Below are 24,242 nucleotides of genomic sequence, written 5' to 3' on the forward strand. Positions count from 1 at the left end.
GACGGCGCGGTGCCGGGCCGACGGCGGACTCAACCGGCGGGGGGTGCGGCCTCGGCGGAGTGCGCGGCTCCCGCGGGCGGCTCGGCCCCGGCGGGCGGCCGCTGCGGGAAACAGGCGAGGTAGCCGGTGGCCGGGTCGCGGACCACGCTCACGCGCAGGCCGAAGGCCCGGTCGATGACCTCGGGGGTCAGCACGGCGGCGGGGTCGCCCGCCGCCGTGATGCCGCCGTCCGCGACGACCACGACCTCGTCCGCGTAGGCCGCGGCCTGCATCAGGTCGTGCAGCACCACGCCGCAGGCGATGCCGTGCTCGCGGGCCAGCCGGCGTACGACGTCGAGCACTTCGAACTGGTGGCGCAGGTCGAGGTAGGTGGTGGGCTCGTCCAGCAGCAGCACGCCGGCCCGCTGCGCCAGCACCATGGCCAGCCAGGCGCGCTGGCGTTCGCCGCCGGAGAGTTCGTCGAGCCGCCGGTCGACGAGGGGGGCGGCGTCGGTGACGTGGAGGGCCCAGTCGATCGCCCCGGTGTCCTCGCCCGTGTGCCGGGCGAGGGCGCCGCGGTGGGCGTAGCGGCCGTGGCGGACGAGTTCGCGTACGGTGACCCCGGCGGGGGCCTGCGAGGTCTGCGGCAGGAAGGCCAGGCGCTGGGACAGCGTCCGGCGGCCGAAGGAGCCCAGCGGCGCGTCGTCTATCCGCACCTCGCCGCCGATGGGGGGCAGCAGTCCGGCCACCGTGCGCAACAGGGTGGATTTCCCGCAGCCGTTGGGGCCGACCAGTACCGTGATCGCCCCCGCGCGGAGCGAGAGGTCCACCTGCTTGAGCACCGGTCGGCCCGCATGCCCGACGTCGAGTTCCTCCGCCACCAGCCGGACGTCGCCTAACGCCACCGCGTCCCTCCCCCGTCTCGGGTTCCCGGCGTCACCATACAACTTAGGTAAGGCAGCCCTAAGATCCATTTCCGGAACCCGGTGACCTGTGACCATGTCGAGATCCCGTACACCACCACACACCCCCGGCACACTCTCACCACCCCTTGCCGGGAGGGGAGTCGGCCGGTAATGGCGTATGGTCCAGGCGTGCGCCGGCGGCTACGGACGACGGCGTTCCGCGGCCTTCCGGATGCCGTAGGCGGCCGCTCCGGCAGCGAGCACCGCGGCCCCGGAGACCACCGAGGAGGCCGGCAGGGCGAAGGCCAGGACGAGGCAGCCGACGAGGCCCAGGACGGGCACGACCCGCGGCGGCCGGCCCTCGCCGGGGGTGAGGGTCCATGCGGAGGCGTTGGCGACGGCGTAGTACACGAGCACCCCGAAGGAGGAGAAGCCGATGGCGCCGCGCAGGTCGGCCGTCGCCGCCAGGACGGCGACGACACCGCCGACCGCGAGCTCCGCGCGGTGCGGGACCCGGAACCTCGGGTGGACGGCGGCCAGGGCGTGCGGCAGGTGCCGGTCCCGGGCCATGGCCAGGGTGGTGCGGGAGACTCCCAGGATCAGCGCCAGCAGCGAGCCGAGCGCGGCCACCGCCGCCCCGGCCCGGACGACCGGCACCAGCCCGTCGGCGCCGGCCGCGCGGACCGCGTCCGACAGCGGGGCGGTGGAGTCCGCCAGCCCCTGCGGGCCGAGCACCGCCAGGACCGCGAGCGCGACCAGGACGTAGACGACGAGCGCGATGCCGAGGGCGATCGGAACGGCCCGCGGGATCGTCCGCGCCGGGTCGCGTACCTCCTCGCCGAGGGTGGCGATGCGCGCGTACCCGGCGAAGGCGAAGAACAGCAGGCCCGCGGCCTGGAGCAGCCCGGCGGGGCCGGTGCCGGAGCCGAGGGCGAGGCGGGCCGCGTCGGCCGCCGGGGAGGTGGAGGCGGCGACGGCGACCGCGGCGAGCACCGCGAGGACGACGGCCACGATCACCCGGGTCAGCAGGGCCGACTTCTGCACCCCGGCGTAGTTGACCGCGGTCAGGGCCACCACGGCCGCGACGGCGACCGCCTGTGCCTGGCCGGGCCAGACGTACGCGCCGACGGTCAGGGCCATCGCCGCGCAGGAGGCGGTCTTGCCGACGACGAACGCCCACCCGGCGAGGTAGCCCCAGAAGTCCCCGAGCCGCTCGCGGCCGTAGACGTAGGTACCGCCGGAGGCGGGGTACCGGGCGGCGAGGCGGGCGGAGGAGGTGGCGTTGCAGAACGCGACGACGGCCGCCAGGGCCAGGCCGACCAGCAGTCCGGATCCCGCCGCGCGGGCGGCGGGGGCGAGGGCGGCGAAGATCCCCGCGCCGATCATCGACCCCAGGCCGATGACCACCGCGTCGGTGACCCCCAGCCGCCGCCGCAGCGCGTCCGGCCCCGCGGCCGCGTCCGTCGGCTCCACCATGCCCCGCTCCCCTCGTTGCGGGGCCCCGACCGGGCCCCGACCGGGGCAGACGATAGCGGGCGGCCGTGAACGGCCGGCGCGGACGGCTGGCGCGGACGGGCGCGCAGCGGCGCGGGGCCCGCCCTCACCGGCCGGCCCGGGCCCGCACCGGGCTGTCGCCGAAGTCAGCGTCGAGCTCGGCCCAGGACAGGACGGTGTGGTGGCCGTCGCCGCCGCTGACCGCCAGCAGGAACCGCGACCGGTCCTTGCGGCGGCGGGCGTCGAAGGCCGGGCCCGCGTCGGCGACCACCCCGCGCAGCAGGGCGCCCTCGAACACGTGGTGCTGCGGGCCGTTGGTGGCGCGGTCGAAGGTGACCGCCGCCCGGTGCTGCGCCCAGCCCCGCAGGTCCGCGACGCTGAGCCGCGCCGGCTGGTCCAGGTCTCCGTGAAGCAGGAGTTCGGCCATGGGTTCCTCATGCCCGTTCGCTCCGCCCTGCGAACCTCATCTGCAAGGATTCGCAGGACTTCTGGCTGGCAGATCAACGGCAATCACCCGTGCACGGGTTGCATCTTCCGCCAGATCACGTCCCGGGTGACGGGCAGTTCGGCGAAGCGGACGCCCGTCGCGTCGCGCAGGGCGTTGGCGAAGGGGTCGCGCCGAGGGCCTGGGCCACTACCTGACAGTACGTCCGGGCGCAGGGGCGCTCGGTGCCGCGGGCGGTCGCTGCGACGGGCCGGCCGACGTGCGCGGGTGTCCGGTGCGGCGCTTTTCCCGCCCCGGCCCGTCGCCGAGGATGCCGTCCATGGGACTCCACGAAGACATCGACCCGAGCCGCGCACGGAACGCCGCCGAGCTGGTGGCCCTCATGCGGAACCTCCAGGACCGCTCCGGTCTGAGCTATCGCCGGCTGGAGCACCGGGCCGCGGAGCAGGGGCGGATCCTGACGCGCAGCACGATCTCGTACGCCCTCACCCGGCCCGCCCTCCCGCGCCGCGACATGCTGGCCGCCTTCGTCGCGGCGTGCGGCCACGAACCCGAAACCGCCGCCTGGCTCGACGCCCGGGACCGGCTCGCCGCCGAGTCGGAGGGCGGTTCCGGCCCGGCCGGGGCCCCGGCGGCTCCCGCCGACTCCCGGCAGCCCGGTCCGACGCCGGGGACCTCACCCGGCCGACGCTTACGACCGCGCCGCCTCCTGGCGTCGTGCGGCGCGGTCGTGGCCGCGCTGGGGCTGGGCTACGGGTTGGCGAAAGGGCTCCCGGGGGCCGCCCAGAGCCCGCCCGCGAAGGACACGCCGCCCTCCGCGACACCGGCGCCGGCTCCGGCGAAGCAGCCCGCCGCCGGGTTCACCCTCTTCGAGGGGCGGTCCCTCAAGGGCACGACGGCGGCGAGCGTGGGCTACCGGTTCTGGGACACCGGGGACGGCTGGTTCGGGATCGAGTACGTGACCCCCTACTCCCGTGACGAACCCGACGCCTACCAGGACGGCTGGGGCGGCAAGCTCCGGATGCACTTCGAGGACCGCTTCGGCACGCACACCGTGGACCTCACCGACAACCCGGACGGCGAACCCGACGGCGGCAAGGACGACATCCGCTACGGCCTGAAGAACGTGTGGTTCGAGGTCTGCGACTCCGACGGCCGTGACCAGGTGCGCGGCTGCCAGCGCCTGCGCAAGGCCAGGACCTGACCCGTCGAAGGTGCCGCAGCGCCCGCAACGGCCGGTGCCTGGGCCGGGGTTCGGGCAGCTACCCGCCCGGGCGGAACGCTCAGTCCCGCCCGGGCCGCGCGCAGGTCGGGCGCCGGCGTCCGATCAACTCAACGGTCGACCGCGTACTGCACGAACAGGGCCCAGCCCTCCCGACCGACCGTGAAGGCCGGGCGGGTGAGGTCCTTGGAGTCCCGTACGTGGATGGCCTGTGGAGCGAAGGCGACCTCCACGCAGCTGTCGCCCTGGGTGCCGCTGTAGCTGGACTTGAACCATACGAGTTCCGATGCGCTCATAGCTCTCCTCGCAGTTGCTCCAACAAGCCCTGCGATTCTTGGGGGTTCAGGGCCTGCGAGCGCAGTGTGTCATAGCGCTGGTGAAGGAAGCTCACCTCCCGTGGGCTACTGACCAGCCGCCCGTTCTGCTGCCCCTCGGAGTACGCGAGGCGCCTGCCCTCCGGAGTTTCCAGCAGCTGCAGTGGTCCGTCCAAGCACGAATGCGACTCCGCCCCCAGCGGTACCACCTGAAGCGTCACATTGCGCCGCGCGCTCTGCTCCAGCACGTGATCGAGCAAGGTTCGCGTGACTTCCGGACCGCCGAGCCTCCGCCGGAACACCGCCTCCTCCACGATGAAACTGAACGGGACATGCGGCCGCGCGCGCAACATCTTCTGTCGGTCCAGCCGAGCGGCAACCTGAGCCTTCACCTGTGCGTCCGTCAGCAGCGGGATGCTGTTGTCGAACACAGCACGCACGTAGGGTTCCGACTGCAACAGCCCGGGCACCAGCCGGCACTCGTACGTGTACAGGCTGACCGCCGTCTTCTCCAACCGCGCCCACCGCCGGAACCATGCCGCCAGCCCGGGTTCCCCCCGGGTCAGGTGCTTGGCCGCCTTCCTGAGCGCGCCCGTGTTGCCCAGGGCCCCCTCCGCCCGTTCCACGAACGCCACGTCCGGCATCCGCCGGCCCAGCTCCACCGACTCCACCGTGTGCTTGGAGAACCGGACCCTCGCGCCGAATTCCAACCGGCTGAGCCCGGCGTGCTCCCTCAGGGCCTGGACCACGGCGCCGAACGTCCTCAGGCTGTCCGAGGGGTCCGGCTCCCGCTCCCCGTCCCCGCCCGCCCTGCCTGCTCCACCCTCGACCACCGTCATGCGCGGTCACCTCCACGTACGCCCCCGCGGGCTCGTCCCGCGCTCGACCCACCCAGGGTGACGACGGTCACACCGTACCGTCTACCCTGTGCGCCCGTACGCTGACTGCGCGTACGGGGTGCGCTCCTCCGGGGTCCTGGCCGTGGGGCAGGCGTACGGCGACGCGCGGCCGGGACGGAGGCCCGCGGTCAGCGGAGCCGGTCGGCGAAGGCCGCGTAGGCCGGGGCGTCGAAGAGGACGAAGCGGACCTCTTCCACCGAGGTGGCGGCTGCACGGACCGTCTCCACCGCGATGCGGGCGCCGTCGTCCATCGGCCAGCCGTAGACGCCGGTCGAGATGGCCGGGAAGGCGACCGTACGGGCGCCCAGCTCGTCCGCGACGCGCAGTGACTCGCGGTAGCAGGAGGCCAGGAGGTCCGAGCGGTCCTCGGTGGCCGACCAGACCGGGCCGACCGTGTGGATCACCCACTGGGCGGGCAGGCGGCCCGCGGTCGTGGCCACGGCCCGGCCCGTCGGGAGGCCCTTGCCGTAGTGGGAGGCGCGCAGCGCGCGGCAGGCCTCCAGGATCTCCGGGCCTCCGCGCCGGTGGATGGCTCCGTCCACTCCCCCGCCGCCGAGCAGCGAGGAGTTCGCGGCGTTGACCAGGGCGTCCGCCTGCTCGGCGGTGATGTCGCCCTGGACGAGCGTGATGCGGACCATCAGGAGCCGGCCTTTCGGAGGTGCCGCCAGACCGCCTTGGCGGCGTTGTGGCCGGACATGCCGTGCACGCCGGGGCCGGGCGGGGTGGCGGAGGAGCAGAGGAAGACGGCGGGGTGTGAGGTCGTGTACGGGGAGAGGGACAGTTTGGGGCGCAGCAGCAGTTGGAGCCCGGAGGCCGCGCCGCAGGCGATGTCCCCGCCGACGTAGTTGGGGTTGCGGGCGGCTAGCTGCGGCGGGCCAGCCGTGGCCCGGGCGAGCACGAGGTCGCGGAAGCCCGGTGCGAAGCGCTCCAGTTGGCGTTCGACGGCGTCGGTGAGGTCGCCCTCCCAGCCCGCGGGGACGTGCCCGTACGCCCAGAAGACGTGCTTGCCCTCGGGGGCGCGGCCAGGGTCGGCGAGGCTGGGCTGGGCGGTGATCAGGAACGGGGTGCGGGGCGCCCGCCCGCCGGAGGCGAGCTGGAGGGCGGCGTCGATGTCGCGGGCGCGCGGCCCGACCTGGACGGTGCCGGCCCGGCGCGGGGCCTCGGCGGTCCACGGCACCGGCCCGGACAGGGCGTAGTCGATCTTGAAGACGGAGGCGCCGTACCGGTAGCCGTCGTACGCGTGCCCCAGGCGGGCGATCCGGGCCAGCGCGGTCGGCGAGGTGTCGAAGACGTACGCACGGGCCGGCGGGAGCTCGTCGAGGCGTTTGACCTCGAACCCGGTGTGGATGCTGCCGCCCAGGTCGGCGAGGTACCCGGCGAGGGCGTCGGAGACCGACTGGGAGCCGCCGCGGGCCATGGGCCAGCCGCCCGCGTGCGCGGCCAGGGCGAAGACGAGGCCGACGGCGCCGGTGGCGATGCCGTCCAGCGGGGCGATGACGTGCGCGACGAGCCCGGCGAACAGGGCCCTGGCCCGCTCGTCCCGGAACCGCCGCAACAGCCAGGTGGACGGCGGCAGTCCGGCCAGCCCGAAGCGGGCCAGGGTGACCGGGTCGCGGGGCAGGGCGGTGGCGGGCAGGGACATGAAGTCCCGTGCCAGGGTGTCCCACCGGCCGAGGAACGGGGCGACCAGCCGCCGGTACGCGCCCGCGTCGCGCGGCCCGAAGGAGGCCGCGGTCTCGGCCACGGAACGGGAGAGCACCGCGGCCGTGCCGTCGTCGAAGGGGTGCGCCATCGGCAGCGGGGAGTGCACCCACTCCAGCCCGTACCGGGCCAGCGGCATCGCGGCGAACGCCGGGGAGCCGGCGCCCAGCGGGTGGACGGCCGAGCAGGGGTCGTGCCGGAACCCGGGGAGGGTGAGCTCCTCCGTACGGGCCCCACCCCCGACGGACTCCGCGGCTTCGAACACGGCCACCGAAAAGCCGCGCCGGGCCAGTTCGACGGCGGCCGTCAGCCCGTTGGGCCCCGCCCCCACCACGACCGCATCGAGAATCGACGGCACTATGCGACTCCTTCGTCCGGCGGCGCCACCACCTCCAGGATATTCGGACCGCCACCGCAGGCCCCGGGTACGGCCGCCGCGGCCCCGGGGTTCGTCAGATCGGGACGGGTTCAGACCCCGCGGAGCAGCTCGCGGATCCGTACGGCCGTGGCCTCGTCGCGGCCCACGGCGAAGGGCAGCTCGTTGTCCCGGTCGATGCGGAAGGGCACCCCGGCGACGGTGCTCTGGGCGCCGCCGGCCTCGGCGACGAGCAGCAGCCCGGCCGCGTGGTCCCAGGCCGAGGGCCAGGTGAAGGCGAGGCCGTCGACCTGGCCGCGGGCCACCTTCAGGTACTCCAGTCCGGCCGAACCGCAGGGGCGGGGGTCGACGCCCGGCACGTCCAGGCGGGACAGGATCCGCTTGTCGCCGTCGGTGGTGTAGAGCGGGTGGGCGATGGCGACGCGCAGGTCGGCGCCGGGGTCCGGGGAGCCGCAGTACAGGCGCTCCTCCCCCAGGTGGGCGCCCTGGCCGCGCACGGCGGTGGCCATCTCGTCGAGCGCCGGGGCGAAGGTCCAGGAGGCGAGGATCTCCCCGTGGTGGGCGAGGGCGACCAGGGTGCAGAAGGCGGGGTCGCCGGAAACGAACTGCCGGGTGCCGTCGACGGGGTCCACGATCCACACCGGGGCGTCGCCGCGCAGGGCCCCGTACACGGTCGGGTCGGCGTGCACGGCTTCCTCGCCGACGACGGCCGAGCCGGGCAGCAGCCGGGTGAGGGCGGCGGTGAGGTGCTCCTCCGCCTTGCGGTCGGCGACGGTCACCAGATCGTGCGGGCCGCTCTTCTCGTCCACTTCGTGGTCGGCGAGCTGCCGGAACCGCGGCATGATCTCGGCGGCGGCCGCCTTGCGGACGGCTTCCTCGACGGCGGACAGGTCACGTGCCAGGAACTGTTCGATCATGCCTCCATCAGAACATGCGCGCCCCGCGATCCCCACCGCATTCCCCCAAGAGCCGGCGCCCCCCGGGTGACCGTCAGGTGAACCCACCCGCCCCCGCCCGGGCCTCCCCGGGCGGCACGGCCGGCGGAGGGCGTGCCCCGCGGGTCCGGTCCCGCGGGGCACGCCCCGGGATCACGGCGGACCCGCGCCCCGCCCGGCCGTCGGCGCGGGCCGTCAGTCCTGGAACGCCGGGATGACGTGCTGGCCGTAGGCGTCGATGGTGGCCGCCTTCGCGTCGTGCATGTCGTAGACGGCGAACTGGTCGACGCCGAGGGCGCGCAGGGCCCGGAGCTTCTCGACGTGCGCCTCGGCCGGGCCGAGCAGGCAGAACCGGTCGACGATCTCGTCGGGGACGAAGTCCGTGGACGGGTTGCCGGCCCGCCCGTGGTGGCTGTAGTCGTAGCCCTCGCGGGACTTGATGTAGTCGGTGAGGGCGTCGGGCACCATGCCCGAGTGCTCGCCGTACCGGCCGACCAGGTCGGCGACGTGGTTGCCGACCATGCCGCCGAACCAGCGGCACTGCTCGCGGGCGTGGGCCAGGTCCTCGCCCACGTACGCGGGCGCCGCCACGCAGACGGTGATCGCGTCCGGGTCGCGGCCGGCCTCCTCGGCGGCGGTGCGGACCGCGCGCACCATCCACTCGGTGAGGAAGGGGTCGGCGAGCTGGAGGATGAACCCGTCCGCCTTCTGTCCGGCGAGGGCCAGGGCCTTCGGCCCGTACGCGGCCATCCAGACGGGGAGGCGGCCCTCCCTCACCCACGGGAGCCGCAGCGGCTGGCCGTCGACCTCGGCCTCCCGGCCCTCGGCGAGGTCCCGGATGACGTCGATGGCCTCGCCGAGCCGGGCCAGGGTGTTGGGTTTGCGTCCGGCGACCCGCATCGCCGAGTCGCCGCGGCCGATGCCGCACACCGTGCGGTTGCCGTACATGTCGTTGAGGGTGGCGAAGGTGGAGGCGGTGACCTCCCAGGTGCGGGTGCCGGGGTTGGTGACCATCGGGCCGACGGTCAGCTTCGTCGTGTTGGCCAGGATCTGGCTGTAGATGACGAAGGGCTCCTGCCACAGCACGGCCGAGTCGAAGGTCCAGCCGTAGCGGAAGCCGTTGCGTTCGGCTCGGCGCATGAGGCTGACGACCTCGGAGGCGGGCGGGTCGGTCTGCAGGACGAGGCCGAAGTCCATGGGCGGCTCCTTGCGGGGTGCGGGGTGCGGGGTGCGGGCGGGGCTACAGGTACTGGCAGGCGGAGCGGGGTACGAAGGTCCCGTGGCCGGCGCGCCCGGTGAACTCGCGGTTTTCGATGACGGGTTCGCCGCGGGAGAGGACGGTGTCGACGCGCCCGGTGATCCGCTTGCCCTCGTAGGCCGAGTAGTCCACGTTCATGTGGTGCGTCCGCGCGGAGACGACCTGCTCGGCGTGCGGGTCGTAGAGGACGATGTCCGCGTCCGAGCCGGGGGCGATGGTGCCCTTCTGCGGGTAGAGGCCGAACATCCGGGCCGGCGTCGCGCAGGCGATCTCGATCCAGCGGCGGCGGGTGATGTGCCCGTCCAGGACCGCCTGGTGCAGGAGGTCCATCCGGTTCTCCACGCCCGGCAGCCCGTTCGGGATCTTCGAGAAGTCGCCGCGGCCCAGCTCCTTCTGCCCCTTGAAGCAGAACGGGCAGTGGTCGGTGGAGACCACCTGCAGGTCGTCGGTGCGCAGGCCCCGCCACAGCGCGGCCTGGTGCTCGCGCGGCCGCAGGGGGGTCGAGCAGACGTACTTGGCGCCCTCGAAGTCCGGCTCCGCGAGGTTGTCGGTGGACAGGAAGAGGTACTGCGGGCAGGTCTCCCCGAACACGGGCAGGCCCTTGTCGCGGGCGGCCGCCAGCTCGGCGACGGCCTCCTCCGCCGAGACGTGGACGACGTACAGCGGGGAGCCCGCGACGCGGGCGAGCTGGATCGCCCGGTGCGTGGCCTCGGCCTCCAACAGGGCCTTGCGGACCTCGCCGTGGTAGCGGGGGTCGGTCTCCCCGCGGGCGAGGGCCTGCTCGACGAGCACGTCGATCGCGATGCCGTTCTCCGCGTGCATCATGATCAGCCCGCTGTTGCCGGAGGCCCGCTGCATGGCGCGCAGGATCTGCCCGTCGTCGCTGTAGAAGACCCCCGGGTAGGCCATGAAGAGCTTGAAGGAGGTCACGCCCTCCCCGACGAGGAGGTCCATCTCCTTGAGGGTGCCCTCGTTGACGTCCGAGAGGATCATGTGGAAGCCGTAGTCGACGGCGCACTTGCCGTCGGCCTTGTCGTACCAGGTGTCGAGTCCCTCGCGCAGCGCGCGGCCCCGGCTCTGCACGGCGAAGTCGACGATGGTGGTGGTGCCGCCCCAGGCGGCGGCCCGGGTGCCGGTCTCGAAGGTGTCCGAGGCGGAGGTGCCGCCGAAGGGCAGCTCCATGTGGGTGTGGGCGTCGACCCCGCCGGGGATCACGTACTTCCCGGCGGCGTCGAGGACGCGGCCGGCGCCGGCGGTCCAGCCCTCGGCGGTGTCGGAGCCGTGCGCCGCGAGGGCGGTCACCCGGCCGTCCTCGACCAGGACGTCGGCGTGGAGCTCGTCGGCGGCCGTGATGACGAGGCCGCCGCGGATCAGGGTGCGGATGGACATGTGCGGCGCCTCCCGGCTACACGGTGCTGCGCAGGGCCCGTTCGATGATCTCGGCGCCCTCTTCCGCCTCGGCGACGGTGAGGGACAGCGGCGGCGCGATGCGCAGCACGCTGGTGTCGTGCCCACCGCCCTTGCCGAGCAGCAGGCCTCCCTCCCGGGCGGCCTCCAGGACGGCGGCGGCCGCTTCCGGGTCGGCCCGGTCGGTGCCGGGCCGGGTCAGCTCCACTCCGGCCATCAGTCCGCGGCCGCGTACCTCGCGTACGGCGGGCACGGTGGCGGCGATGGCCCGCAGCCGCTCCAGGAGCAGGCCGCCGACGCGGCGGGCGTTGCCCTGGAGGTCGTGTTCCAGCAGGTAGCCGAGGTTGGCGAGGCCGGCGGCCATGGTGACCGGGGAGCCGCCGAAGGTGGAGATGGAGTTGGCGTCCAGGCAGTTCATGATCTCGGCGCGGGCGACGACCCCGCCGATGGACATGCCGTTGCCGATGCCCTTGGCGAAGGTCAGGATGTCCGGGGGTCCGCTGCGGGCGTGTGCCTGCCAGCCCCAGAAGTGCTCGCCGGTACGGCCCCAGCCGGTCTGCACCTCGTCGCTGATCCAGAGGATGCCGTGCCGGTCCAGCACCTCGCGGAAGGCCCCGTACAGGCCGTCGGGCGGCGAGGTGAACCCGCCGACGCCCTGGACCGGCTCGGCGATCAGGGCGGCGACGGAGCCGCGGGCCTGGCCGAGCACGTCCTCCAGGTCGGCGACGGCGGCCGCGGTGAACGCCTCGTCGGACAGCTCCGCGAAGGGGCCGCGGGTGCGGACGGCGCCGTGGACGTAGTACGTCTGGAGCGGCGAGAGGCTCGTCGGGGACCAGCCGCGGTTGCCGGTGATGCCGACGGTGGAGAAGGACCGGCCGTGGTAGCTGTTGCGCATCGCCAGGATCTGGTTGGAGCGGCGGTACGCGGTCGCGAGCAGCAGCGCGGTGTCGTTGGCCTCGGTGCCGGAGGTGGTGAAGAAGACCCGCGCCTCGGGGATGCCGGACAGGGCGGCGATCCGCTCGGCCAGTTCGACCATCGGGCGGTTGAGGTAGAGGGTGGAGGAGTGGATGAGCCGCCCGGCCTGCTCGGCGACGGCCTTGGTGACCTCGGGCAGGGCGTGGGCGGTCATCGTGGTGAGGATGCCGCCGAAGAAGTCGAGGTAGCGGTTGCCGTCCGCGTCCCAGACGTGTCGTCCCTCGCCGTGGGTGAGCTCGATGGGGCGGTCGTAGTAGAGCGCGAGCCAGTCGGGCAGGACGGAGCGGTGCCGGCTGAGCAGGGGGATCGGGTCGGTCACGGCTGTACGAGCCCTCCGTAGGCGTCGGGTCGGCGGTCGCGGTAGAACGCCCATTGGGTGCGGACCTCTTCGATGAGGCCGAAGTCGAGGTCGCGGACGAGGAGTTCCTCCTCCTTGTCGCTGGCCGTCTCACCGACGAAGCGGCCCCGCGGGTCCACGAAGTAGCTGGTGCCGTAGAAGTCGTTGTCGCCGTACTCCTCCCGGCCGATCCGGTTGATCGCGGCGACGAAGTACTCGTTGGCGACGGCCGCGGCGGGCTGCTCCAGCTGCCACAGGTAGGCGGACAGGCCGCGGTGGGTGGCGGACGGGTTGTAGACCAGCTGGGCGCCGGCCAGGCCCAGGGCCCGCCAGCCCTCGGGGAAGTGGCGGTCGTAGCAGATGTAGACGCCGACCTTGCCGACGGCGGTGTCGAAGACGGGCCAGCCGAGGTTTCCGGGGCGGAAGTAGTACTTCTCCCAGAACCCCTTGACCTGCGGGATGTGGTGCTTGCGGTACTTGCCGAGGTAGCTGCCGTCGGCGTCGATGACGGCGGCGGTGTTGTAGTAGAACCCGGAGTCCTCCACCTCGAAGACCGGTACGACGATCACCATGCCGGTCTCGCGGGCGAGCTCCTGCATCCGGCGGACGGTCGGGCCGTCGGGGACCGGCTCCGCCCAGCGGTAGTGCTCGGGCTCCTGGACCTGGCAGAAGTAGGGGGCGTTGAACACCTCCTGGAAGCCGATGATCCGCGCACCCTCGGCGGCCGCTCTCCGGGCGTGCTCCTCGTGTTTGACGATCATCGACTCGGTGTCTCCGGTCCAGGTGGCCTGGACGAGCGCGGCGCGGACGACTTGGGCCATGAGCTGCTCCTCGCGACGGGAACGCCGACTTCTACGCACGTAGACGGTGTGCGTAGGGACTAGAACGTAGGCCTCGTCACACCCCGGGGCAAGACCGCCTTGCACTGATGGCGCAGTCGGTCCGACTGGGTCGAGAAACGTTCACAGTCGGTCGATTTCGACTTGGAACGGTCGGACTGCGGTTCGGTTCGGACACCGAGGGCGGTACTCAGGAGGCGAAGAACTTCCCCACGCGCAGCGCGTGCACGAGGTCGCGGTGGTGCCCCGCGGAGACGGCCTCGGCGGCCCTGAGCAGGCGCGGGACGAACCACTGCGGGTCCCGGCGGGCGAGACGGGCCGACTCCTCCGCGGTACGGGCGCGGACGAACGCACCGAGCAGGGCGTCGGCCTCGCCGGGGCGGCCGGCCTCGACCAGGGCCAGCGCCGCCTCGGCCAGCTCGGCGGCGGGGCGGGACACGCCCTGGCGCAGCAGCGCCTCGCAGTCGGCGTGCCGGCCGGCCGCGCCGAGGGCCGCGGCCACCGCGGCGAGCCGCTCGGGCGGGAGCGAGGCCGCCTCCCACAGCAGGGTGGCCCAGTCGGCCGCGAGCCCGGCGCGGACCAGCTCGGCGGCGAGCTCCGGCAGCAGCCCGGGCGACCAGGCCGCGGCCTCGCACAACAGGGCGTGCGCCTCGCCGCTGCGTCCCTGCGCCCGCAGCGTGATCAGCTCGGTCACGGTCCCCCGCACGCCCCGTCCCCGGACCGCCTCCGCACCGCCGCCCTGCGGCGCGGAGCCCGCCCCGGGCCACCCGTCCGCACTCCCCGCGCCCTGCGGCTCCACCACCACCGCCACCGGCTCCGGCTGCGGCTCCGGCTGCGGCTGCGGCTGCGGACGGCCGAACCGGGCGCCGCGCGGCGGGCCGACCGCGGGGCCGCGTCCCTGCGGCTGGGCCGACTGCTCTCGTGGCGCTGACCGCTCCGGCCGTTCCGGCTGTTCCGGCAGCTCCGGCACGTGCGGTTCGAGGTGTCCGAAGCGCGCCCCGCGCGGCAGGGCGCTGCCGGTGCCGGGGCCCGCCGGGTGTCCGGGCGGCGGACTGAAGGGCGTCGGCTCTGGGGCCGCCGAGCCGGCGTACCGCGCCCCGCCGGCCCTGCGGGTGCGGCCCCGCGGCCACCGCCCCTCGACCCGCCCCGCCCTCCCCGGTGCCGCACCGCCGGAGCCCGCCCCCGGTGCCCCGCCCGGCCCCTCGTACGGCCCCTCGTGCGGGTCTCGGTCCGGGTGTCCGGCCTGCGGATCGGCGGCCGGGGCGGACGCGGGGGGTGGGGCGGGCGCGGGGGGTGTACCGGGGTGGCCCGTGGCTCCGCCCGGCGGTGATGCGGCGGCGGCCGGGGGTTCCGGGCGTTGGCGGGGGACCGCCGGGAGGAGGGCGGGGGTGGGGGTGGTCAGGGCGGTCAGGCGGGCGGTGAGGTCGGCGTGGCGGGAGGCGGCGCGGGCGGCGTCGTCGCGGAGCCACGCGAGTTCCCCGGCGACCGCGTCCGCCTCCGCCCGGTCCGCGGTGGTGGTGAGCCGCGTCGTCAGGCTCCGTGCCGCCGCCTCCGAGGCGTCCCGCTGTTCTGCGGCGGCCACGATCAGGGTCTGCAACTCCTCGGCCCCGCCCGGCAGCCGGTCCCAGGCCGCGGCTGCCTCCGCCCGGAGCCGGGCCGCGTACTGCGCCTCCCGCGCCGCGAACTCCGGGCCCCGTGCCTCGGCGAGGTCCCCGAGCAGTGACTCCACCACGTCCCACGGGGGCATCGCCGCCCCGTCCAGGCAGGCCCGCATCCCCTCCGGGTCCCGGCGCAGGAACTCCCCGTACCACCCCGCCCCCGGGTCCAGTCTCTGCGCCAACCCGCGTAAGTAGTCCGAGAGTTGGGTGATCACCAGCGAAGCCGCGGTCTCCATGCCCCGCATTGGAACCCACGGGTGTTACAGGCGGGCTACGGGAATCTCAAACCTTGACGGCGATCCCCGTGTGCGGGCGCCGCCCGAACCGGACGAGCGCGCCCGGGACGTCCACCGACCAGAACTGCCAGGAGTACTTCCGCGACATCAGCCGCCGCACCCGCTTCAGCCCGGCCTCGTCCAGCAGCCGCGCCCGGCCCTCCAGCACCGGGGTCCCGGGCGCGACGCGCCCGCGCACGTCGCAGGCCTGGAGGGTGACCCGCCCGTTGTTCCGGATCCGCTTGACCTTCCACGAGTCGGACCGGGTCCAGACGTACAGCTCGCCGGCGTCGGCGACGGCCCACACGGGCGTCGCGACGGGTGTGCCGTCCTTGCGGAAGGTGGTGAGGCTGACGTACTTCGCCCGCCCGAGCTCTTCGAGGGTCATCCTCCGAGGCTACGGCACCGCCCGCGACGGGCCCCGGCCGCCCGGGGCCCGGTCCCGACGAACAGCACGCGGCCCGGGCGGACGGGGCGGGACGGCCCGGTCCCCTGCAGGGTGTTCCCAGTGCTGTGGCCGGAAAGGTTTGCCGGCTCGCGGCGTCCGGTGCGGTGCATCGCAAGGCGGAGGGCCGCGGCTCGTACGGGACGTACTTGCGCGGTCCGACAACGCGGCGAGGTGCCGTGCCTGGGGGCACCTCCCAGCGGTAGCTGGGGGAGCGTCGCGAGGCGGTGAACCTTTCCGGTCACAGCACTTAGCGGGGTAGGGCCAGCCAGACGGAGAAGGTGGGGACCGTGGAGCGTTCACCGGCGCGCACGGTGCCGAGCGGCTGCCCCAGGCAGTCCCGGGTCCCGTAGAGCTCGACCGTGGCGGGGCTGTCGTTGTGCAGGTGCACGGCCGGGGCGTCGCGGAGGGCCGGCAGGTCGATGCACAGCCCGCTCTCCGGGGCCCGGAGGACGTCGGCGTCCGGGCGCCCGTCCCCGTCGGTGTACGCGTAGGACAGCTGTCCGGGCACGGGGTGCGCATCGGCCGGGCCGACGGCGGACAGGAGCAGGAAGGAGGAGGCGGCGGCGATGCCGGCCGTGGTGGTGCGGTTGTGCATCCGTGCAGCGTAGGAGGGCCCTGACCTGCTGAAACGCTTCGCCCTGGGCTGAGGGGCGGCCATTCACCCGAATGCCGCGCCGCGTCACCTCGACATGGCCCTCCCGGCGGGGGCGGTCGGCGGCGCGGCCGGGTGGCGGCCCGCGTCGGCCGCGCCGCCGTCGGGGGCGGCACAGGCAGCGATCAGCAGCCCTCCCGCCAGGAGTGCGCCGAGGAATCCGAGTCCGAGCCGTTCGGCTGCGTTGCTGGCTGACACCCCTTCACGTTGCCCCGCGCCCGGCCGCGGGCCCCGCCGATTGCGCCGTTCGGCCCGTGCGGCCGCCCGAACGACGGCCGGCGGTTACCGGAACGGGTCAGAGCGGCCCGACCGGATCAGGACCGGGTCAGGCGGGGACGAGCGCGCAGCGGCGGACGACGTCGTCCAGGGAGAGGCCGAGCGCCTCGGCCAGGGCGGCCACGGTGAAGAAGGCCGGCGTGGGCGCCCGGCCCGTCTCGATCTTGCGGAGGGTTTCGGCGGAGAGCCCGGCGGTCGCCGCGATCTCGACCATGCTGCGCCCACCGCGGGCCTCGCGCAGCAGCGCACCGAGGCGCTCGCCGCGTTCGCGCTCTTCGGGGGTCAGGGGAGTTCGGACCATGGGGCCATCCTACCGGCCGACCCAACAATCATCCCGGTATTGTTATACCGGTATAGTTATTGGCATGGTGGAGATCAAGACGGACGAGTCGATCGACGAGATGCGTGCCGCGGGCCGGGTGGTCGCCCAGGCCCTGGCCGCCGTACGGGATGCGGCGCGCGTGGGGGTGTCCCTGCTGGAGCTGGACCGGGTGGCGCGCGGCGTCCTCGCCGAAGCAGGGGCGGCATCGCCCTTCCTCGGGTACCGGCCGCATTTCGCGCCGGTCCCCTTCCCGGGGGTGATCTGCGCCTCCGTCAACGACGCGATCGTGCACGGCATACCGGACGACCGCCGGCTGCGCGACGGCGACCTGGTCAGCATCGACTGCGGGGCCCGGCTCGGCGGCTGGGTGGGGGACGCGGCGGTCAGCTTCACCGTCGGCCGCCCCCGCCCCGCCGACCTGCGGCTGATCGGGACGGCCGAGGCCGCCCTGGCGGCCGGTGTCGCCGCCGCCGTGCCCGGCAACCGGATCGGCGACATCGCCCACGCCGTCGGCTCGGTCTGCCGCGACGCCGGGTACGGCATCCCGGAGGACTTCGGGGGCCACGGCATCGGCCGCAGCATGCACGAGGACCCGGGCGTGCCCAACGAGGGCCGGCCCGGGCGCGGCATGAAGCTGCGCCCGGGCATGGTCCTGGCGATCGAGCCGATGGTGATGGCGGGCGGCAGGGACGACTACCGCTGCGACGGCGACGGCTGGACCCTGCGGACCGTCGACGGCAGCCGCGCCGCGCACGCGGAGCACACGGTCGCGATCACCGCCGACGGCCCGAGGATCCTCACCACCCTGTGACGTTCGGGCCCCCGCGACGGGCGGACCCGACGGGCCGCGCCGTCCTACGGCTTGCCTTGCGGGTGGACGGCCATCGCCGAGCCTCCGCCCCGCCGGGTCTTCTCGGCCGCCGCGAGCCAGCGCCCGTCCGGCAGCCGCTGGACCCCGGTGGCGGCACCGATCTCCTGGTTCAGCCGGAACGCCTGGCCCAGCTTCTCCAACTGCCCGCGCAGCGGGCCGTTCCACAGGGCGGGTTCCAGCTCGGTGGTGGGCTGGTTGCGCTGGCTGGCGCGCGGCGCGGCGATGGCGTCGACCAGCGGCATGCCCCGGTCCAGGTGCTCGGTCAGGACCTGCAGGACGGTGGTGATGATGGTGGCGCCGCCCGGCGAGCCCACCGCGAGGACCGGCCGGCCGTGGTCCAGGACGATGGTGGGGGCCATGGACGAGCGGGGCCGCTTGCCCGGCCCGGGCAGGTTCGGGTCCGGGACCCCGGGCGTGGCCGGGGCGAAGGAGAAGTCGGTCAGCTCGTTGTTGAGGAGGAAGCCGCGGCCGGGGACGGTGATCGCGCTGCCGCCGGTGGACTCGATGGTGAGGGTGTAGGAGACGACGTTGCCCCAGCGGTCGGCGACCGTCAGGTGGGTGGTGTTCTCGCCCTCGTACGTGGTCGGCGCGGGCCGGCCGGCGGTGTCGCAGGGCTTGGGGTGGTACGGGTCTCCGGGGGCCAGGGGGCTGGTCAGGGCGTGTTCCGGGTTGATCAGGCAGCCGCGCGCGTCGGCGAACCGCTGCGCCAGCAGCTGGCGCGTGGGCACCTGCTCGAAGGCCGGGTCGCCGACCCACCGGCCCCGGTCGGCGAAGGAGATCCGGGAGGCCTCGATGAAGTGCTGGAAGTACTCCGCCTCGGAGAGGGCGCCCAGGTCGGTGCGCTCCAGCATGTTCAGGGCCTCGCCGACGGTGGTCCCGCCGGAGGAGGAGGGCGCCATGCTGTAGACGTCGAGCCCGCGGTACTCGACCCGGGTGGGCTCCTGCCGCTTGGTCCCGTACGCCCGCATGTCCTGGGTGGTCAGGTCGCCGGGCCGGACCGTGCGGGTGGCGGCCGGGTCGACGGGGGGCTTGCGGACGGTGTTGACGATCTCGTCGGCGAGCGGCCACCGGTACAGCGCTCCGGCGCCGTTGCGCCGGAGCTCGGCGTACGTGGCCGCCAGGTCCGGGTTCTTGAAGGTGGAGCCGACCACCGGCAGGGCGCCGCCCGGCAGGAACAGCTCGCTGGTGGCCGGGAAGTCCTTGAAGCGCTCCTGGTTGGCCTCGGTCTGGGCGCGGAAGGTGGCGTCGACCTTGAACCCGTCGCGGGCCAGCTTCTCGGCGGGCTGCAGCAGCTTGGACAGCGGGCGCGTTCCCCAGGCGTCCAGGGCGCTCTGCCAGGTGGCGGGCGTGCCGGGGACGCCGACCGAGAGGCCACTGGTCTGGGCCTCGGCGAACGGGATGGGCACCCCGTTCTCCAGGAAGAGCCCGGCGGTGGCCGACTTCGGTGCGGTCTCGCGGCCGTCGATGGTCTGCACCCGGCGGGTCCGGGCGTCGTAGTGGACGAAGTAGCCGCCCCCGCCGATGCCGGCGGAGTACGGCTCGGTGACGCCGAGCGCTGCGGCCGTGGCGACCGCGGCGTCCGTCGCGTTCCCGCCGGCCCGCAGGACGGCGATGCCGACGGCGGTGGCGTCGGGGTCGACGCTGGCGACGACCCCGCCGTAGCCCACGGCGACGGGCACCTTGGCCGGAGGTCCGCCGGCCGTCGGGGGCGGGGCCGCGGCGCCGGTGGACACGAGTGCCCCGGCGAGGGCGGCGGCGAGCGCTAAGTGGCGTGGAGCGGGACGACGCATGGCGTACCTCCGGTCGACGGCCTGTCAGGCCCCCTGCGACAGGGCTGCGGTCGGCACTGTAACTTCACCGAAGCCCCCGCGTCAGGAAGACCCGGTGCGGGCTAGCATCCCGCGCATGAACGACGACCTGCGCAACATCGTGCTCGGGGTGGCGGCCACCGCCGTCAGCGGCGGCTTCGGCTGGTTCGCACGCACCTTCCTGTGGCGCCGCGCGCTGCGCCGCAAACAGGCGCTCTTCGGCCTGCCCACCGGCTCGGACTGCCTGTTCGTGGTCAACCGTAAGCCGGACGCCGATGCGTGGTCGGTACACCGTAACGACGCCTTCGCGCTGCTGGAGATATCGGCCCTGATCAAGGACTGTGGCGCGACCCTCCAGCTGGTCTCCCACGACGAGGTCCGCCAGGGCATCGGGGAGCGCACGGAGTTCTGCGTGGGCGGCCCCTCCTCGAACACCCGGACGGTGGCCCACCTGTCCTCCATGCTGCCGGGCGTGCGGATCGGCGCGTTCGAGGAACCGGAACCGGACCGCCTGGCGATCCACGTCGGGACGGAGACCTACCGCTACGACAAGGGTCAGGCGGAGCACGTGCTGCTGGCCCGACTGACGACCGGTCCGGGAACCCGACCGGTGTTCCTGATATCGGGGCAGACGGCGGTCAGCAACCAGGCCGGCGCCAGGTACCTGGCCCGCAACCACCGGGAGCTGGCCCGCAAGTACCGGGGGGACTCGTTCTGCCTCGTGCTGAAGGTGACCAACTCCGAGGCCTACGGCCCGGACCTGACCGAGCTGATGGCGGACGTCACCGGGCCGGCCCGGACACCCGCAGCGGAAGCCGCGTGATCCCGTTGATGAAGTTCGACACGAGCCGGCGCGGCGGGCCCGCGAGCTCCGGCGCGGGCATGGCCGTACGCCATTCCTCGTGGAGGACGCGCAGCTGGAGCCGGGCGAAGTGGGCTCCGAGGCAGACGTGCGGGCCGTCGCCGAAGGAGACGTGAGGGTTGGGGTGGCGGCCGAGGTCGAGGCGGTCGGGATCGGTGAAGACGCGCTCGTCGTGGTTGGCGGAGGCGTGGAACACCACCACCTTGTCCCCGGCCCGGACCGGCTGCCCGGCGAGTTCGGTGTCGACGGCCGCGGTGCGGCGGAAGCTGAGCACCGGCGGGTGGACGCGCAGGAGCTCCTCCACGGCCCGGTCGACGGATACCTCCCCGTCGGCCAGCCGCCGGTACGCGTCCGGGTCCCGGGCGAGGGCGAGCAGCCCGCCGGGGGCGGCGCTGCGCACGGTGTCGTTGCCCGCGACGGTGAGCAGGAAGAAGAACATCTCCAGCTCGGCGGGTTCGAGACCGGCCTCGGCGAGGGAGGTCATCACGTCGTCGCCGGGGTGGCGCCGCTTGTGGGCGGCCAGCTCGCGCGCGTAGCCGAACATCTCGCCCAGCAGGGCCGGTGAGCGGGGGTTGAGGGGGGTGCCGTCGGGGCCGCGCAGGGGTTCGGGCGCGTCCTCGGGGTCCTGGTAGCCGATGACCCGTACGGTCCACTCCAGCAGCAGGCCGCGGTCGCCCGGCGGGACGCCCAGCAGGTCGGTCAGGTTCAGCAGCGCGTACTCGTCGGTGACGGCGGCGACCACGTCGGCGGCGCCGTCCTCGGCCTTCTCCCGGGCGGCGGCCAGCAGCGTACGGGCCCGCTCCCGGACCCGGGCGGCGAAGGCGTCGACGCGGGCGGGGGTGAAGGCGCGGGAGACCAGCCGGCGCAGTCGGCCGTGGTCCGGGGGATCCTGGTTGAGCATCGTGCGGCGCAGGAAGGGCAGGTCGGACGGTTCGGGGTCGCGGATCTGGGTGGCGCCCAGCCAGGAGGAGTACGTGGTGTGGTCGCGCAGCACCCGGACGACGTCGGCGTGGCGGGTGACCGCCCAGAAGCCGGGCCCGGCCGGCCAGCCCTGGACCTCGGGCTCGTCCTGCCAGGCCACCGGGTGCCGGTCGCGCAGCAGCCGGTAGCTCCCGTACGGGACGCCCTCGGCGTAGCGGCGGGGGTCGAAGACGTCGGGGAGGCGGGGGAGGTCGGCTCCGGGCCGCGGGTGCGCGGGATGCATGCGCCCACGGTGGCGGCGCGGGACCGCGCCCCGCAAGGGGGCCGGGGGGTGGCGCAGCCCGGCCGGGGCGGTGCCCGGAACGGGCGTCGGCGTCGGCGTCGGCGTCGGCCTCGGCGTCAGAGGGTGACGCCCGTGTCGCAGAGCCCGGCCGCCAGGGCGGTGTCCGGGCCGCGCAGCACGGCGCGGACGTGCGAGGCACTGGTGGAGAGCGCGGTGCACACCACCTGGCGGCGGGCCAGCTCCGACAGGTCGCCGACCCTGATCGGGAGCCGCACCTCGATCACGTCGTCCGCGAGGGCGGTGATCCGGGTGTCGGTGGCCGCCCTGGACTCGACGGGGGGCAGCGCGGTCCGCAGCCCGGCGGCCTTGTCGAGATCGGTGGGGCCCGTGAGCAGCCGGACCAGCCCGTACTCCAGCCCGTCCACCGGGATCACCGTCTGCGGGGTGGCGAGGAGCCGGCCGTCGGGGTCCACGAAGTACACCAGCGGCCGCTCGGCGGGCACGGCCACGGTCACCTTGGCGGGGGCGCCGCTCTCGACGACCCCGGTGGGCTTGATCCCGCAGCCGGCGAGGACCGCGCAGGCGAGCAGGGCGGGGAGTCCGGCGGTGGCCGCCGGGCGGCTCCGGGTCACGCGTCGGCCTCCAGCGGCATGTCGATGGTGAACACGGCTCCCCCGGCGGGCCCGTTCTCGGCGCGCAGGGTCCCGCCGTGCAGGCGGACGTTCTCCAGGGTGATGGCGAGGCCGAGGCCGCTGCCGGCGGAGCGGGTGCGGGCGGCGTCGGCCTTGAAGAACCGGTCGAAGATGTGCGGCAGCACCTCGGGGGCGATGCCGGGACCGCTGTCGGCGACCTCGATCAGCAGCCGGGGCCCGCCGATCCTGGGTTCGCTGCGCACGGTGACGCGGACCGGGGCGCTGCCGTGCCGCAGGGCGTTGCCGACGAGGTTGGCGAGGACCACGTCGAAGCGGCGAGGGTCGAGCCGGGCGCGGACCTGCCGGGGCAGGTCGGTGACGACCCGTTCGTCGTCCCAGTGGCGGCGCTCCAGGGTCTTGCGGACGGCTTCGGCGGCGTCGACGTCGTCGAGGTTGAGCTCGGCGGCGCGGGCGTCGAAGCGGGATATCTCCATCAGGTCCTCGACGAGGACGGCGAGTTTGCCGGTCTCGGCGCTGATCAGGCGGAGGGCGGAGGCCGTGTCGGTGTCGAGGCGCTCGGCGTCCTCGTCGAGGACCTCGGTGACCGCGAGCATCCCGGCGAGCGGGGTGCGCAGCTCGTGGGAGACGTCGGAGGCGAAGCGCCGGGCCCGGGTCTCGGCCTCCTGCAGTTCGCTCACGGACTGTTCGAGGGCGCGGGCCGTCTCGTTGAAGGTGCGGGCCAGCCCGGCCAGTTCGTCGGCGCCGCGGACCTCGATGCGGGTGTCGAGGCGGCCGCTGCCCAGGTTCTGGGCGGCCCTGCGCATGTCCCGTACGGGGCGCAGCACGCTGCGTGCGGCGAGCAGGGCCGGGATGACGGCGATGGCGAGGCCCGGCACGGCGCCCTGTTTGGCGGCTTCGACCATGGCTTCCGCGGTCTGGCGTTCGGTGACGAGCGGCATGGTGGCGAAGACGACGAGGCCGGTGGGCCGGCGGACGCCGTGGCGGTCGAAGACGGCGGGCATGCCGACGGCGAGGAACGGGGTGCCGCTGTCGTCGACGACCCGCTGGAAGGCGCCGTGCGGGTTCTTGCCGACCTGCCGGCGGAGCTGGTCGGTGACCACGGTGGAGACGGGTTCGCCGGAGCTGGCGGCGCGCAGGCTGCCGTACTCCGCGAAGACGGTCCAGGGGTGCGGCTTGCCGCGCTTGCCGAGGTCGCTGGCGATGCTCTGGAGCCGCGGCTGGTCCATCGGCAGGGTGATGGACTGGGTCTCGACCAGGTCGCGCAGGCTGCTGACGGCGGTGTCCTGGCTCTGCTTCAGGATTCCGTTGCGGGCCTGCTGGTAGGTGAGGGCGGCCGTGCTCACCGCGCTGATCGCGGCGACCAGCAGGAAGGCCGCGATCAGGCGGGTGCGCAGCCCGAGGGGTGCGATGCGTGCGATGCGTCCCACGGGGCTGCCTACAGGGGGCCGAAGCGGTAGCCGAAGCCGCGGACGGTCTGGATGTAGCGGGGGTTCCCGGCCGGGTCCTCGATCTTGTGGCGCAGCCGGCGGACGCAGGCGTCCACGAGCCGGGCGTCGGCGTGGTAGCTGTGCTCCCACACGTACTCCAGCAGCTGCTGGCGGGAGAAGACCTGCTCGGGCGAGGCGGACAGGTGCAGCAGGAGTTTCAGCTCGCTGGGGGCGAGGGGGACCCGTTCGCCGTTCCTGGCGACGGTCAGGCCGGCGCGGTCGACGGCGAGCTCCCCGTGGAACTCCACCCCGGGCCGGGCGGCCGCGCCGTCGCCGAGGCGGCGCAGCACGGCCTTGATGCGGGCCTCGATGACCTCGGTGCGGGCGGGCTTGACGATGTAGTCGTCGGCGCCTGCCTCCAGGCCGACGACGATGTCGAAGTCGTCGCCGCGGGCGGTCAGCATGATGATGGGGACCTGGCTGGTCTCGCGGATCCGGCGGCAGACCTGCACGCCGTTGATGCCGGGGAGCATGAGGTCGAGCAGCACCAGTTCCGGGCGGAAGCTCCCCATCAGGGCGAGGCCGGTCTCGCCGGTGTCGGCGGCGCTCACCTCGTGGCCGCGGCGGCGCAGCCCGAGGCCCACCCCCTCCCGTACGGAGGGGTCGTCCTCGATCAGCAGTACGCGTGGCATCCGGTCGT

At 74.3% G+C, this 24,242-nt stretch carries 24 protein-coding genes and 1 pseudogene; 3 read left to right on the forward strand and 22 right to left on the reverse strand.

Annotation, left to right across the window (positions count from 1 at the left end):
• Positions 1 to 29: 29 nt before the first annotated feature.
• From ACSHWO_RS07215 to ACSHWO_RS07225, 3 genes and pseudogenes are all read right to left on the reverse strand, one after another.
• Entirely contained in the window at positions 30 to 884 is an 855-nt protein-coding gene (locus tag ACSHWO_RS07215; RefSeq protein WP_438310524.1) for an ABC transporter ATP-binding protein, read from the reverse strand.
• 201 nt (positions 885 to 1,085) lie between these two features.
• Complete coding sequence (locus tag ACSHWO_RS07220) at positions 1,086 to 2,360, reverse strand: APC family permease (RefSeq protein ID WP_438310526.1); 1,275 nt, start codon at positions 2,358 to 2,360, stop codon at positions 1,086 to 1,088.
• Positions 2,361 to 2,505: 145 nt separating this feature from the next.
• A pseudogene (locus ACSHWO_RS07225) lies at positions 2,506 to 2,805 on the reverse strand (molybdopterin-dependent oxidoreductase); the annotation flags it as partial.
• Between the two features lie 337 nt (positions 2,806 to 3,142).
• Between ACSHWO_RS07225 and ACSHWO_RS07230 the strand changes: the two are divergent.
• Positions 3,143 to 4,027, forward strand: a complete 885-nt coding sequence (locus ACSHWO_RS07230; RefSeq protein WP_438310528.1) for a hypothetical protein — start codon at positions 3,143 to 3,145, stop codon at positions 4,025 to 4,027.
• A 128-nt stretch (positions 4,028 to 4,155) separates the two neighbouring features.
• Here ACSHWO_RS07230 and ACSHWO_RS07235 read toward each other — a convergent pair whose 3' ends face one another.
• The 14 genes from ACSHWO_RS07235 to ACSHWO_RS07300 form a co-directional block, all read right to left on the reverse strand.
• Complete coding sequence (locus tag ACSHWO_RS07235; protein WP_438310530.1) at positions 4,156 to 4,341, reverse strand: DUF397 domain-containing protein; 186 nt, start codon at positions 4,339 to 4,341, stop codon at positions 4,156 to 4,158.
• Positions 4,338 to 5,198, reverse strand: a complete 861-nt coding sequence (locus tag ACSHWO_RS07240) for a helix-turn-helix domain-containing protein (RefSeq protein ID WP_438310532.1) — start codon at positions 5,196 to 5,198, stop codon at positions 4,338 to 4,340. The genes ACSHWO_RS07235 and ACSHWO_RS07240 overlap by 4 nt, the downstream gene beginning before the upstream one ends.
• 188 nt (positions 5,199 to 5,386) lie before the next feature.
• Positions 5,387 to 5,896 carry an O-acetyl-ADP-ribose deacetylase gene (locus tag ACSHWO_RS07245; RefSeq protein WP_385804937.1) on the reverse strand — a complete coding sequence of 170 codons (510 nt, stop codon included), beginning with the start codon at positions 5,894 to 5,896 and terminating at the stop codon, positions 5,387 to 5,389.
• A complete protein-coding gene (locus ACSHWO_RS07250) occupies positions 5,896 to 7,317 on the reverse strand; it encodes a phytoene desaturase family protein (RefSeq protein WP_438310535.1) in 1,422 nt (473 codons plus the stop codon). The genes ACSHWO_RS07245 and ACSHWO_RS07250 overlap by 1 nt, the downstream gene beginning before the upstream one ends.
• A 110-nt stretch (positions 7,318 to 7,427) precedes the next feature.
• Positions 7,428 to 8,252: an inositol monophosphatase family protein gene (locus ACSHWO_RS07255; RefSeq protein WP_438310537.1), complete on the reverse strand. Its 825-nt coding sequence runs from the start codon at positions 8,250 to 8,252 to the stop codon at positions 7,428 to 7,430.
• A gap of 213 nt (positions 8,253 to 8,465) precedes the next feature.
• Positions 8,466 to 9,467 carry a TIGR03842 family LLM class F420-dependent oxidoreductase gene (locus ACSHWO_RS07260; protein ID WP_361091896.1) on the reverse strand — a complete coding sequence of 334 codons (1,002 nt, stop codon included), beginning with the start codon at positions 9,465 to 9,467 and terminating at the stop codon, positions 8,466 to 8,468.
• Positions 9,468 to 9,510: 43 nt separating this feature from the next.
• Complete coding sequence (gene hydA, locus ACSHWO_RS07265) at positions 9,511 to 10,917, reverse strand: dihydropyrimidinase (RefSeq protein ID WP_438310539.1); 1,407 nt, start codon at positions 10,915 to 10,917, stop codon at positions 9,511 to 9,513.
• 16 nt (positions 10,918 to 10,933) lie between these two features.
• A complete protein-coding gene (locus tag ACSHWO_RS07270; protein ID WP_361091890.1) occupies positions 10,934 to 12,229 on the reverse strand; it encodes an aspartate aminotransferase family protein in 1,296 nt (431 codons plus the stop codon).
• Positions 12,226 to 13,068, reverse strand: a complete 843-nt coding sequence (locus ACSHWO_RS07275) for a nitrilase-related carbon-nitrogen hydrolase (protein WP_385804942.1) — start codon at positions 13,066 to 13,068, stop codon at positions 12,226 to 12,228. Before ACSHWO_RS07275 ends, ACSHWO_RS07270 begins: the two co-directional genes overlap by 4 nt.
• Before the next feature lie 208 nt (positions 13,069 to 13,276).
• Entirely contained in the window at positions 13,277 to 14,980 is a 1,704-nt protein-coding gene (locus tag ACSHWO_RS07280) for a hypothetical protein (RefSeq protein ID WP_438310542.1), read from the reverse strand.
• Positions 14,981 to 15,026: 46 nt separating this feature from the next.
• On the reverse strand, positions 15,027 to 15,407 hold the full coding sequence (locus ACSHWO_RS07285; protein WP_438310544.1) for a PPOX class F420-dependent oxidoreductase: 381 nt from the start codon (positions 15,405 to 15,407) through the stop codon (positions 15,027 to 15,029).
• Positions 15,408 to 15,714: 307 nt separating this feature from the next.
• Positions 15,715 to 16,062, reverse strand: a complete 348-nt coding sequence (locus tag ACSHWO_RS07290; RefSeq protein ID WP_438310546.1) for a hypothetical protein — start codon at positions 16,060 to 16,062, stop codon at positions 15,715 to 15,717.
• 84 nt (positions 16,063 to 16,146) lie between these two features.
• Complete coding sequence (locus ACSHWO_RS07295) at positions 16,147 to 16,317, reverse strand: hypothetical protein (RefSeq protein ID WP_438310548.1); 171 nt, start codon at positions 16,315 to 16,317, stop codon at positions 16,147 to 16,149.
• Positions 16,318 to 16,444: 127 nt separating this feature from the next.
• A complete protein-coding gene (locus tag ACSHWO_RS07300) occupies positions 16,445 to 16,696 on the reverse strand; it encodes a helix-turn-helix domain-containing protein (protein ID WP_361091872.1) in 252 nt (83 codons plus the stop codon).
• 64 nt (positions 16,697 to 16,760) lie between these two features.
• On the opposite strand from ACSHWO_RS07300, the gene map reads away from it, so the two are divergent.
• Entirely contained in the window at positions 16,761 to 17,528 is a 768-nt protein-coding gene (gene map / locus ACSHWO_RS07305; protein WP_438310550.1) for a type I methionyl aminopeptidase, read from the forward strand.
• Between the two features lie 44 nt (positions 17,529 to 17,572).
• Here map and ggt read toward each other — a convergent pair whose 3' ends face one another.
• On the reverse strand, positions 17,573 to 19,378 hold the full coding sequence (ggt, locus tag ACSHWO_RS07310; protein ID WP_438310552.1) for a gamma-glutamyltransferase: 1,806 nt from the start codon (positions 19,376 to 19,378) through the stop codon (positions 17,573 to 17,575).
• Between the two features lie 115 nt (positions 19,379 to 19,493).
• Here ggt and ACSHWO_RS07315 point away from each other — a divergent pair, with 115 nt between their 5' ends.
• Complete coding sequence (locus tag ACSHWO_RS07315) at positions 19,494 to 20,219, forward strand: hypothetical protein (protein WP_385804947.1); 726 nt, start codon at positions 19,494 to 19,496, stop codon at positions 20,217 to 20,219.
• Here the strand turns inward: ACSHWO_RS07315 and ACSHWO_RS07320 are convergent.
• The 4 genes from ACSHWO_RS07320 to ACSHWO_RS07335 form a co-directional block, all read right to left on the reverse strand.
• Positions 20,179 to 21,462: a cytochrome P450 gene (locus ACSHWO_RS07320; protein ID WP_438310554.1), complete on the reverse strand. Its 1,284-nt coding sequence runs from the start codon at positions 21,460 to 21,462 to the stop codon at positions 20,179 to 20,181. The two genes, ACSHWO_RS07315 and ACSHWO_RS07320, sit on opposite strands and share 41 nt — an antisense overlap.
• A 116-nt stretch (positions 21,463 to 21,578) precedes the next feature.
• Positions 21,579 to 22,094: a hypothetical protein gene (locus ACSHWO_RS07325; RefSeq protein ID WP_361091854.1), complete on the reverse strand. Its 516-nt coding sequence runs from the start codon at positions 22,092 to 22,094 to the stop codon at positions 21,579 to 21,581.
• Positions 22,091 to 23,533 carry an ATP-binding protein gene (locus ACSHWO_RS07330; RefSeq protein WP_361092321.1) on the reverse strand — a complete coding sequence of 481 codons (1,443 nt, stop codon included), beginning with the start codon at positions 23,531 to 23,533 and terminating at the stop codon, positions 22,091 to 22,093. Before ACSHWO_RS07330 ends, ACSHWO_RS07325 begins: the two co-directional genes overlap by 4 nt.
• 17 nt (positions 23,534 to 23,550) lie before the next feature.
• Positions 23,551 to 24,234 carry a response regulator transcription factor gene (locus ACSHWO_RS07335; protein ID WP_361091851.1) on the reverse strand — a complete coding sequence of 228 codons (684 nt, stop codon included), beginning with the start codon at positions 24,232 to 24,234 and terminating at the stop codon, positions 23,551 to 23,553.
• Between the last annotated feature and the right edge of the window lie 8 nt (positions 24,235 to 24,242).

The organism is Streptomyces pallidus (ex Mingjun et al. 2026), assembly GCF_051550185.1.
Lineage (GTDB): Bacteria > Actinomycetota > Actinomycetes > Streptomycetales > Streptomycetaceae > Streptomyces.